Raw genomic sequence first — 11,993 nt, forward strand, 5'->3', positions numbered from 1 at the left:
TAAAATTTGCAATTAAGTGTTTCAGATTTAATTAATTTTTACCGCTGTGAAAGGCTTTTATTTTTAAATCATTTTGGTGATAAGTCACAAAAATCAGCTCCTGTGGATTTTTTAAAGAAAATTTGGAAGATTGGCAGAGACTATGAATCAAAAGTTACTGATTTTTTCAAGTATGAAAAGCCAAGGTACAAAATAGGAAAATATGAAGATGGATTTAATGCAACTTTAGATTTAATGAAAAAAGGCACAGATATTATTTATCAAGGAGTTTTAAAAAATGATGAACTTAGAGGGATACCAGATTTTTTAATAAAGACAAATGGTTATTCACTCTTAGGGGATTATTATTATTTCCCTGTAGATATAAAAGGAGCAAGTACTTCTAGAGAAAGATATTTATTTCAGCTTGCAAGTTATGCTTACTTGCTTGGAGATATACAAGGATTTACACCACTTTATGGTGGACTTTTGTTACTTGATTTAGATCTTCAAATTAAGTACTTTTATACCTTCATAAAACAAATAACAAGTGCAATTAGTGAAAGTAAAAATATACTAAGTAACCCTAATGATATCCCTGATTTATTTATAGATTCAAACTGTAATATGTGCCAGTGGTACAATTTTTGTTTGCCTGAAGCAAAAGAACGTAAACACTTATCGCTTGTACCTGGAGTTACAAGAAAAATAAAAGCTGATGTAGAAAAAGCCTCACTTAGAAACTATACTGAACTTGCTAGTTGTAATGATGACAATATATCTAAAGAAATAATTTTACAAGCTAAATCTTTAAAAGAAAAAAAGATTTATTTAAAATCAATTCCAGATTTAAAGGAAACTAAAAAAGAAGTTTTTATTGATTTCGAATCCGATCTAATTATGGATGAAAAAGGTACTGAACTTAAAAGGATAGATTATTTAATTGGGCTTTTAAAATATGAAAACAAAAGCAACAGCTACTTAAGTTTGTTGCTTAATACTACTGAAGAACAGCTTTTACTAGATTTTGAAAAATATCTAGCTACTCACTTAGAGCATACTTTTTATCATTATGGGCACTATGAGCAGACAATCTTTGACACAAAATGGGATAAGATTCCAAAAGTAAATCTAGTTGATTTAGAAAAAGTTATAAAAGAATTCATAATTATGCCAGTGACAAATTATTCCTTAAAACATATTGCAAATTTGCTTGGGTTTAAATGGAAAAATAAAGAAGCAAATGCTATGCAATCAATGTGCTGGTACAGCAGCTATTTAGATACAGGAGATAAAAAATTTTTAGACATGAGCATTCAATACAATCAAGATGATTGCTTAGCACTTCTTTTTATTAAGAACTGGCTAGTTAGTTTAAAAGAAAACAACTTACCAGTGCAAACATTCATAGATATTCTTTAATCTTTTCATATACTGGTCCTTCACTTGTTAAAGAACTTTTGACTAAAGATACTTCTTTAATTTCCCAAGAAAAATCTTTTATACAAAGCAGCTTTGTATTTTTGTTTATTGTTTTATCTTTTTTAAATCTTGCAATTGTTATATGAGGAATAAAATTGTCTTTTTCATCTACATTTGAGATCTCTCTTAACTCACTTGTAAAGTTATTTAAATCAACATTCTTATTTAAGCTACCTTCTAAAATAATTAACCTGGGGATTTTCTTTACTGGCCATAAGCGCAATCCATGTGATTTAAAAACCAAATCTTTAAAAATGTTTATATGTTTTTCAACTGTTTGTATAACTGTATTTAAATTTTCTTCTTTTACCTCTCCTAAAAATAACCATGTCATATGAATGTTTTCTTTTTTTATTAGCTTTAAATTACCTGCAAACAATTTCTGGATTTCTTCAAGAGGGATATTTTCCACAGTATTTAAAAATGATCCAAGAAACAATCTCATTTGTTTCTCCTTTGTTTAAATAAGACAAATAATATAGGTAAAAGTGTCATGGAGACATAATTTAAAATCTTAGCTTGATCTAAAAAGGTAATTGCATAAACATGTGACATTGATAGTGTAATCAATAACCATCGTAGAGGCGAGGTTGCCTCGCCTCTACCAGAATTTAAAAATGGAATTAAAACAATAACATTTAAAAGATACCAGGAATGAAATTTTGCAATTACAAAACTAAGAAATATAAATAAAACTAGGATGCTATCTAAAATTATATTTTTTCTTCTTTTTAACAACACATAAAGATAAAATAAAGCAAAACAAAGATAAAAGAAAAACTTTAAAATGTTCTCTATTTGAAAATTACAACAGTACTTAACACAAGTAAGAATTGTTGCAATTAAAGATTTATGAACTAAAGAAACATTGCTGGCGATTTTATTTAAAGCTGTAAGACTTAGATTAGACACTGGAAATAAATAATCAATTGAAAAAATAAGAATTAATATTAGCCCACACAAAAAACCTACAAACAAACTAATAGTTATTCCTTTTTTAGAGAAGAACAATATTGGGATTATCAGACAGGCAATATATTTAATACCACAAGCAAAAGTTAAACAAAACATACTCCAAAACATTTTTTCTTTTATTAAAAGATACAAACCAAGAAATATTAAAAACCCTGAGATTAAATCATTGTGACAATTCCACAAACCCTGGATTAAGATAAGAGGATTCCATGCAATAAGATAAATATCCTTTGTATTATTTAGTTTTACAACAAGTAAAACTAGTAGAAAAAAAACAGTTAGATTTAATAATTTAAAGTTAATAAAGGAAACAAAAAAATTATTGTTGCTCAAAAGAACAATTAATTTTGTAAGATAGACAAAAACAGGTCCATAAGTAGTTGGCTGGCTCGGCCACATAAAATTTAAAAATAATGAACTGGTGTTATGTTCATTTATTTGACTTACTGTCTGCAAGTAAGGATTATGACTATATAAAGTCTGCTGGCCTCCTCTTGCAATGTAGCCAAACAAATCGGATGAATGAGAAGGCAATGCAAGGGTCATTAAGACTGAGAAAATAACTGACCATTTAATAATTTCTAGCTGAGGAATTTTATTTGCCTCGACTATTTTATAACCAATAAAAAAAAGTACTACAATTAGTGTTGAAAATAATATATAAAACACATCATCAATTATTTTGTAAGGAATAGTTGTTTCTATTACTGCTCTAAAACCTGCTAAATTAAATACTCCTTTTTGAATTTCATTTATATTTTTAATCTGACTGTCACTAAAAGTTATGAGATAGCTTCTTAAAGGGAAATAGTTTCTCCCTGTAAAATAAGCTAATAAAAAATTAAAATATCCACAAAAAACAGTTATGAAGTAAACTGTAAAGGTAAGCCAGGCAACATGAATAAAACGATTTTTCATATTATTTCACATACTCATTGGGACAGGGAATGGTACTTGCCATTTGAAGTTTTTAGACTTGAATTAGTTGAACTAATTGATAACCTCTTAGATATTTTAGAACAAAACAAGGATTTTATTTTTCATTTAGACGGTCAAACAATAATTTTGCATGATTATTTGGAGATTAAACCTGAAAAAAAAGAAAGAATTAAAAAATTTGTAACTTCAGGGAATTTACTAATAGGACCATGGTATGTTTTATCAGATCAATTTTTAACAAGTGGCGAAGCTACAATTAGAAATTTACTGTATGGAATAAGAGATGCAAAAGAATTCGGAAAAGTAATGCTTGTAGGATATTGTCCTGATCAATTTGGCCAAATTGCACAACTACCTCAAATATTTCAAGGATTTAATATCAATGCTGCAATTGTTGGAAGAGGGATACAAGATGGAATTAGTGAACACAACTGGTTTGGATTAAATGGTGACCAGATTACTGCTATATCACTTACTCACTGGTATAACAATGCTCAAAGAATACCTAAAGAAAATGCAGGTAAATATTTAGAAAAAATATACGAAACTCAGGGAAAAACATCTTACTCAAAACATATTTTACTTATGAACGGCTGTGATCACTTATTCCCTCAAAAAGATTTAAGTGAGATTGTAAGCACCCTAAATAACAACAAAAAAAACAACAACAAATGGGAAGTAAAGCATAATTCTCTGCCAAGTGCAATTCAAAACATCTTAGAAAGTAAAGGGAAAGAAAACTACCCTATTTGCTTTGGGGAATTAAGAGATGATAACAATAAATATATCCTTGCTGGTACATTATCTACTCGTGTTTACTTAAAGCTTGAAAATTACAAGCTACAAACAAAATTAGAAAAAATTATAGAGCCGCTTGCAACATTACTTAGCATAAATAATAAAATAAAATATCCATATAACGAGATTAAATATGCATGGAGACTACTTATACAAAACCATGCACATGACTCTATTTGTGGTTGTTCAATAGATGATGTACATAAAGAAATGGAGATAAGGTTCTTAAAAGTAAATCAGGTCTTAGAAAAAATAAAGGAGAATCTTATTTCAGCTTTCAGCTCTCAGTTCTCAGCTCTCAGCTCTAATGAATATCTCCAATTGATTAACCTCACTGCTTACGAAAGAAATGAAATCATTGAAGCAGAGCTTGAATTTAATAAGGAAGAAATTAAAAATCCCATACTAAAAAAAGATAATCAAATAATTGATTGTGAAATATTAGAAAGTAAAAACACATATAAAATGGTTCGTTCTAAAGAAGATGTACCATGTTTACAGGCTATACAGAAAGTAAAAATATTGTTTGAAGCAAACATTAAGCCATTTTCTATTTGTAGTTATGAGATTGGGGAGAAAAGAAACGGCGAAACGGCGAAACAGCAAAACGGCGAAGAAAAGAACTCACACGTACATATCAATAAAGATGGAACTTTGTCCATATCACTAAAAGACAGTGACTTTAAGTTTGAAAACTTGCACTATTTAACTATTGAAGATGATTTAGGAGATGAATACAATTTTGTGCCTGGTAGAGATGCACCGCAATGTGTTTCTATGACGTTTAGTTCTGTAATTGAAGAAAATAAATTTAGAAAAAAAATCCTAATTGAAAATAGAGACGTTGCATGCAGCGTCTCTACTGAAATAACTTGTTATTGTAATTCAAATAGAATTGATTTTAAAACAAAAATTAAAAACAATTTAAAAAATAAAAGAATCCGATTACACTTTCCGACTGGCCTAAACACAAATTACTTAAGTGCAGATACACCTTTTGGTACACTACAACGATCACGCCCACCTCTAGACTGGACAAATTATGCTACCTCCCAGCCATTACATAACTGGATTGACCACAGTAATGAAGAGGTAGGTCTTGCATTTTTTGGCAGTGGCTTAGCTGACTATGAATTATATGAGGATGGAGGTGGTTTTGCCATTACTCTTATTAGAGCTGTAGACAAACTTTCCATTGTAAAATCTCATTCTTTAATAAAAATACCTGAAGCACAATGTAACAGAGAATTAGAATTTAAGTATTCAATATTTCCACATTTAGGAAACTGGATAAATGCAAAAGTACCAGAAGAAGAATTAATTTACAGATGCTCTGTAATTTGCAATCAGTCTAATTCCCCGCTAAACATAAATAGCCTAATTAAAGTTTCAGATGATTTGATTGTAAGTTCATTAAAAAGATCTGAGGAAGAAGAAGATATTTATGTTCTTAGACTTTTTAATCCTTCTAGTAAGATTTTAAATTCATATATTGATTTAAACTTTACTTTTAAAGAAGTAAAGCTCTTAACTCTGAATGAAGAAGAAGTAAATATTCTAAAAACAACAAAAGGTCGATTAGAGTTTGAAATAAAACCATATCAGATTCTTACTTTTGGTATTAAACTTTAAAATGAAAAATATTTTACTAGTTTTGTCATTAATATTTTTTCTTCAGCTACCAGCATATTGTAATGAAATCCTAAGCGAAGTAAAAGGGATTTTATATCTTACAAGCCCAGACACAGGAAAAATTATTTATCTAAACTTAAGTGACTTGTCTATGATCTATAACATTCAGACAAATGGTTCACCATGGGAGATCTCATATGATAAAGCTAATAAGCTTGTTTTTGTAACTGACTTTTCAAAAGACAAGATTTATAAATTAAAGCCAATGGGAAACACTATCTTCAAGACTATAGATCTTGAATCCATGTCTAGTCCATGTGACATCAAACTTTCTAAAGATGGCTCTCTTGCTTATATCTTAGAAAGCCTGACAAACAACTTTGTTGTATATAATACACTTAAAGATAAAATATTTATAGAAACCAAATTACCTTCTAGTCCAGCTGGTTTTTCTATTTTAGAAGACAAAGCTATTGCAATAACTTATCCAAATAGCAATGCTCTTACATTTTTAAACCCAAACAATTTTTCTATAACAAATCAAATCATGATAGCAGGCGGACCAGAAAAAATTATTTCAGATCCAATAAATAATGTATTTTACATAACAAATAGAATTGGGAACACTATTTCAACAGTTGATTTTGAAAATAAAAAAGTAAAACCCCCTATTGAAGTTGGGATCTCACCAACTTCAATAGCTATAGATTCGTCCAGCAAGTGGCTATATGTAACCAATGGGAAATCAAACACAATAAACATTATTGAAACTAAGACAGGCCAAATTACAGACACTATAGAGCTGCCAATTGAAACTCAATTTCCAGGAGATATTGAGATCACAAATGACAATAAATGGTTAATTGTTACAAGTGAGACTACTGATACAATTTCAATTGTTGACTTAACATTAAAGGCAGGTGTAAGGGCAGGTTTTACGCCTGCCCACTCTATCAGGAAGGTAAATGTTGGTGCTACAACACACGCAGTATGTTTAACGGAGGACTAGCAACGAGCATATATATCCACATCCCATTTTGTAAAACAAAATGTCCATATTGTGATTTTGCTTCATGGGCTGGTAAAGAAAATCTGATTGATAAATATTTTGAGGCTTTAATTACGGAGGTTAGGACTAAATGTGAGGCATATAGGAACGAACCGGCGAACCGGCGAGACGACCAGCTGGTTGCCTCTACGATATTCATAGGCGGTGGTACACCTTCTTTAATTCATCCTGATTATTATGAAAAATTATTTACTGAATTAAAAAAATATTTTGTAATAAATAATGATTGTGAAATAACACTAGAACTTAACCCAGAAACCGCAAGAGAAGATTATGTAAAAGGTTATAAAAAGCTTGGTGTAAATAGAATAAGTATTGGGGCTCAAAGTTTTAATGAAAATATTTTAAAAATTTTGGAGAGAAGTCATTTAGTTGAAGATATAGTTTATGCAATTAATGTTGTTAAAGAAGCTGGGATAAATAATTTTAATCTTGATCTTATTTATGCTGTGCCTCATATGACAAAAGAAATATGGACAGAGTCTATTTATAAAACACTTGAGCTTAAACCAAAACATATATCCGCATACCCCCTGACTATTGAAAAAAATTCAAATCTTCTTCCAAAAGATGATTTTACTTTTGAACTATACAGTGATCTTTGTAAAATTTTAAAACCAAATGGATATATTCATTATGAAATTAGTAACTTCGCAAAACCTGAATTTGAATCAAAACATAATTTAACTTACTGGCAAGCAAAAGAATATTATTCATTTGGAGCAAATGCACACAGATATATAAATGGATTACGTACAAGAAACCTTAGAGATCTTGAATCATATATTTCTTATCCAAACAGAGAAATAATACTTGATTATCCAATTGATTATACTTTTGAGAAAATAATGTTAATGTCCAGACTTAAAGAAGGCTTTGAAGTTAATTTGCTAAAGAGGTCAAACCCTAAAATAAAGGCTTTATTAAAAGAATTATCAAAAGAAAACTTTATAGAACTTTCAGGACAGAAAATCCATCTAACTGACAAAGGAATGTTTATTAATAATGAAATCCTTTTAAGGTTAATCTAACACAAATGATGTCTATAAAAATTGTAGTTAGAATTATCGTCTGGACATTTACAGTTCTTTGTATTGCTTTTAGTATTTTCTTATATTATTTTAGCGATCTTAACAAGCTAAAAGATGCTGTTGAAAAAAATTTAAGAAATCAATTAACATGCACTGTAAAACTTGGAGACTTAAGCTGGGATTGGGATGGTTTAAAACTTGGTGTATCTACTTCTAATATTTCCATCTATGATCAGGAAAACAATCTAGTCCTGCAAGGCGGTCCGACAAGATTTGTATGGCACTTTAAAAATTTAATTACACAAGATTATTCACATTTTTATAGCATAGACTCCTCAAACCTATACTTAAATGCAATACGCGACACTGATAAAAAATGGAACATAATTAAAATGTTTCCGCCAGGGCCACCACCAAAAGCTGATAATTTAAGACTACACAACAGCATTATTTATCTAATAGATGAATTAAATCCAACAAGTAAAATGGTTTTATATAAGGACTTAAACTTAATATTTGAAAAACCAATTTTTTCAAAACTTAGAAAAATTGATCTAACAACAAGAATTGGTTCATTTACTGGTCCTTCATTTTTAAGAATAAAAGGGAGATACACAGAAAGAGATAAATTTAATTGGAAGAAAAGTGAAGTAAACTTATTTATCAATGCAAGAAAAATAAATATAGAAAATCTTCATGGTTATTTTGCTTCACTAATTAAAGAACCTGAAATTAAAAAAATTAAGGGTGAAATAACAGGCATTTTTTTAATAAAGAAAAATAAAAATGAAAAAACAATAAAACTAAGAACTAAAACTAACACTAATAAATTTGTAATTGAGTTTAAAAACAAGGATACTTTACAAACCATTGAAATCCCTAAAACTGATTTATTGGTTAGAGCACATATTAATCAAAATACAATTCAATTAAATTCTTTCAAGTCAAATATTGATGAACTTACATATAAGCTTAAAGGAACTATTACTCACTGGAGGGAGGCACTACCAGAAGGAAGTATTGAGTTAAAAACAAATAAATTTAACTTTAAGACAATTAAACCATACCTACCTCTCTCACTTTTACCAGCAAGTACAAGACAAAGAATTGAACCAATTAATGATGAAGGGTATGTAACATTAGATTTAAATTTAAAAGGGCCACTCATCGCACCAAAATATTATGGAGCTATCCTTTTAGAGGATTTTAATCTAACAGCAGAATCTGGATTTTTAAATGTAATAAAAGGCTTAGATGGAAAACTAATTCTGGATGATGAGCTTTTAAAAATAGATTATTTAAATATACCAATAGAAGGCTATCCACTAATCTTAAAAGGTGAAGTAAACAACGAAACTTCAAAAACAAAATTTAATTTAAGTGGGAAAAATTTAAGTCTAAGTCCTATAAAAAACTTACTTTTACAAACAGGTTTCCAGCTAGAATTATTAAGTCAATTAGAAACCAGTGGAAAGTTAGATTTAAACCTTGATGTTACTACTTTAAAAGACTTGCCTCCAGAAATTAAAGGGATTTTTAGTTTCCAAAATGCTGCTCTTAGACTCCTTAAAGAAGAACCTATTGAAGTTAAAAATATTTTTGGCGAGCTATTGCTTGATGGTAAAAACCTCATCTTAAATAAATTTAGCGGCCTTTTAAATAATGAAAAATTTTCTATCCAGGGTGGATTTTCTTTAAAAGAAGATGAAAAAGTAAATTTATTAGTTCAGGCAGATAAACTAAAAATTGTTACAAGCATATTAACTTTTATTACTGCTAAAACTCCTTTTAAACCAATTGCTGAAACAACTTCAGGTGAAGCAAGTAACTTAAACTTAAATATTAGCGGTACTTTCTCTCACCCAGCGTTAGATGGAATGTTGTTAATAAACAATGTAGCATTTAGCTTGCCAAACCTACAAGATAAAATTTCTAATCTTACTGGAAGTTTAAAGTTTGAAGGGACAGAACTAATAATTGAAGAATTAACTGGAAAAGTCCAGAATTCAGATTTTGCAATTGCTGGTTATATAGAAAATTTATTTTCTACTCCAAAACCTAAGCTTAGATTAGTAACTCAAGATATTGAAATAAGTAACTTTTGGAATTATTTAAAAGAAGGACTTAAGACTACCTCGCTAAGTGCTCAAACAGAAGCACTTGAAAAGCTTAAAGGTATTGCAGCAATTGATATATTTTTACAATCTGAAACAATATTTGGAAATGTTTATTTTAAGAATGCTGAAATAAAATACAAATCTTTACCCTTTGGTTTAAACAATCTGGCTGGCAGACTTGTTGTTGGAGAAAAGAATTTAAGCTTATTTGATCTTATGGGAACTATAAATACTAGCAATAATTTTAATTCTAATTTAACTGTTTATAACTATTTAGATCCATCTTTTAACATCCAAGGGCAATTAAATTTAGATCTTGATCTTTTAGATGGATTAAAAGCAATTAATGCAGCTGCATTAAATACCATTAAAGTAGATGGTTTAATTCCAACTTTTGTGAACTTTGATCTTAATTCATCACTTGCAAAGGTTTATTTTTATTCAATATTAGATGAGATGCTAGGACTAACTTTGGAGCCTTACATTAATAAACCAATTGATAAAAGTTACACAATTTCAGGGAATGCTCGATTTGATACAAAAGACATGAACTTATATCTTGATGGGATCAACTTAAAATCCCAGAAGCTTTCACTTACTACAGATGGAAGCATAAAAAATATCTCATCTTCAAATCCTGAACTCATGCTTCATTTTGCAAGTGATGAACCATGTGGAGTTTTTATGATCATAGAACCAATTACACCACTTATGGGATATAAAATCTGGGGAATGATAGAACTTGAAGGTTTAATTTCTGGCACTCCAAGCATGTACCATGTTAAAACAAATGCAACTGTTACAGACATTAGAATACCTGAACTCTTAGGTAAAAAACTAACATCAACTGACGGTTCAGTTAGCATCCTGCTTGACAATGATAAAGGAACAGTAACTACAATAATTAATAATATAAAATATGTCTCCTTAGATGCAAAATCATTATCACTAGCACTAGATTATTTAAACCCACAAGTTGAATTAAAGGAATTATCCCTTGATGAAGATCCAGGAAGTATTTTTGCAACAGGATTATATGATCCAAGAGACGGAGCTATAAAATTTAATGCCAATGGTTCAAATCTTGAGCTTGCAAGTTTAGGATCATTTATTTTTCTTGACTCTACAAAAATCTCAGGCACAACAAATTTTTCTCTTATGATAGACAGTAAAGGAAAAACCAAGCAGGAATTAATAACTAATACAACAGGGAATGTATCACTTTCAATTAGTGATGGAAAGCTTGGACAGGTAGCACTTTTACAAAAAGGAATACAACTTGCTAACTTATTTAAACAAGGATTATTTGGGTTTAATTTAACAAATATATTTTCACTATTTTTTAAATATCAAGATGGAAGCTTTAATAAAATTAAAGGAGACTTAGATATAAGTAGCGGAATTATAAAAGCTAAAGAATTAATTTACAGGGCAAAAGACTTGCTTATAAACTCATATGGTTTTATTGATTTAAACAAGTCATTTATAAATCTTTCATTTTATGGACACTTGCCAGAATCTGAAGAACGAACCGGCGAACCGGCGAACCGGCGAAAGGAAGAACCTGCACAAGTAAAATCAAAAGGTGCTCTATCAATTATTCCAGAGGCCTTAGGTAAAAAAAGATTTTTTATTCCATTTTTATCTCTTTCACCACCGGAATATTTTAAATTTGAAGTAAAAGGTGACATTAAAAAACAAAAAAGAATTACTAGTCATGCAAGACGCAGCTTTAAGTGGCTTAAAGGAAAGAAATTACAAAAAGAGTATAGGTTTGTACCAAAGTAGGGGTGTTCCATGGAACGTCCCCAACCTTAAAAAAAATTAATATCCTAGGACTTACGGTTTAAATTAAACCCAAGTGAAGGCAGGACGCCAGGTTGACAGCCTAATCTCATTACGTACTGGTAGAAGTTTCTGCTCGTTAAAGGAAATCCCTCTTTTAAGCCTGTTAATTTCAAACTTTAGAAA

7 protein-coding genes are annotated in these 11,993 nt (G+C 29.6%); 5 read left to right on the forward strand and 2 right to left on the reverse strand.

From position 1 onward, the window contains the following. Positions 1-6: 6 nt before the first annotated feature. Positions 7-1,401: a TM0106 family RecB-like putative nuclease gene (locus tag HYY52_07480; protein ID MBI2996523.1), complete on the forward strand. Its 1,395-nt coding sequence runs from the start codon at positions 7-9 to the stop codon at positions 1,399-1,401. Here HYY52_07480 and thpR read toward each other — a convergent pair. Together thpR and HYY52_07490 are read right to left on the reverse strand one after the other, a co-directional pair. Further along, complete coding sequence (gene thpR / locus HYY52_07485; protein MBI2996524.1) at positions 1,385-1,906, reverse strand: RNA 2',3'-cyclic phosphodiesterase; 522 nt, start codon at positions 1,904-1,906, stop codon at positions 1,385-1,387. The two genes, HYY52_07480 and thpR, sit on opposite strands and share 17 nt — an antisense overlap. Further along, positions 1,903-3,354 (reverse strand): hypothetical protein, encoded by a 1,452-nt coding sequence (locus tag HYY52_07490; GenBank protein MBI2996525.1) that lies wholly within the window; start codon positions 3,352-3,354, stop codon positions 1,903-1,905. The genes thpR and HYY52_07490 overlap by 4 nt, the downstream gene beginning before the upstream one ends. Here HYY52_07490 and HYY52_07495 point away from each other — a divergent pair. The 4 genes from HYY52_07495 to HYY52_07510 are packed head-to-tail and all read left to right on the forward strand — an operon-like array spanning position 3,334 to position 11,810. Then, complete coding sequence (locus HYY52_07495; protein ID MBI2996526.1) at positions 3,334-5,805, forward strand: hypothetical protein; 2,472 nt, start codon at positions 3,334-3,336, stop codon at positions 5,803-5,805. The two genes, HYY52_07490 and HYY52_07495, sit on opposite strands and share 21 nt — an antisense overlap. A 1-nt stretch (position 5,806) precedes the next feature. After that, positions 5,807-6,814, forward strand: coding sequence for a YncE family protein (locus HYY52_07500; GenBank protein ID MBI2996527.1), 1,008 nt, complete (start codon positions 5,807-5,809; stop codon positions 6,812-6,814). Further along, positions 6,796-7,905 carry a radical SAM family heme chaperone HemW gene (hemW, locus tag HYY52_07505; GenBank protein ID MBI2996528.1) on the forward strand — a complete coding sequence of 370 codons (1,110 nt, stop codon included), beginning with the start codon at positions 6,796-6,798 and terminating at the stop codon, positions 7,903-7,905. The genes HYY52_07500 and hemW overlap by 19 nt, the downstream gene beginning before the upstream one ends. Positions 7,906-7,910: 5 nt before the next feature. Further along, positions 7,911-11,810: a hypothetical protein gene (locus HYY52_07510; GenBank protein ID MBI2996529.1), complete on the forward strand. Its 3,900-nt coding sequence runs from the start codon at positions 7,911-7,913 to the stop codon at positions 11,808-11,810. Positions 11,811-11,993: the final 183 nt, after the last annotated feature.

Source organism: Candidatus Melainabacteria bacterium (assembly GCA_016193285.1).
GTDB lineage: Bacteria > Cyanobacteriota > Vampirovibrionia > 2-02-FULL-35-15 > 2-02-FULL-35-15 > JACPSL01.

Bases quoted from the DNA above. Each gene is read 5' to 3' on its own strand.
- thpR (MBI2996524.1), bottom strand. From the start codon at position 1,906: ATGAGATTGTTTCTTGGATCATTTTTAAATACTGTGGAAAATATCCCT.
- HYY52_07495 (MBI2996526.1), top strand. From the start codon at position 3,334: ATGAATAAAACGATTTTTCATATTATTTCACATACTCATTGGGACAGG.
- HYY52_07490 (MBI2996525.1), bottom strand. From the start codon at position 3,354: ATGAAAAATCGTTTTATTCATGTTGCCTGGCTTACCTTTACAGTTTAC.
- HYY52_07500 (MBI2996527.1), top strand. From the start codon at position 5,807: ATGAAAAATATTTTACTAGTTTTGTCATTAATATTTTTTCTTCAGCTA.
- hemW (MBI2996528.1), top strand. From the start codon at position 6,796: ATGTTTAACGGAGGACTAGCAACGAGCATATATATCCACATCCCATTT.
- HYY52_07510 (MBI2996529.1), top strand. From the start codon at position 7,911: ATGATGTCTATAAAAATTGTAGTTAGAATTATCGTCTGGACATTTACA.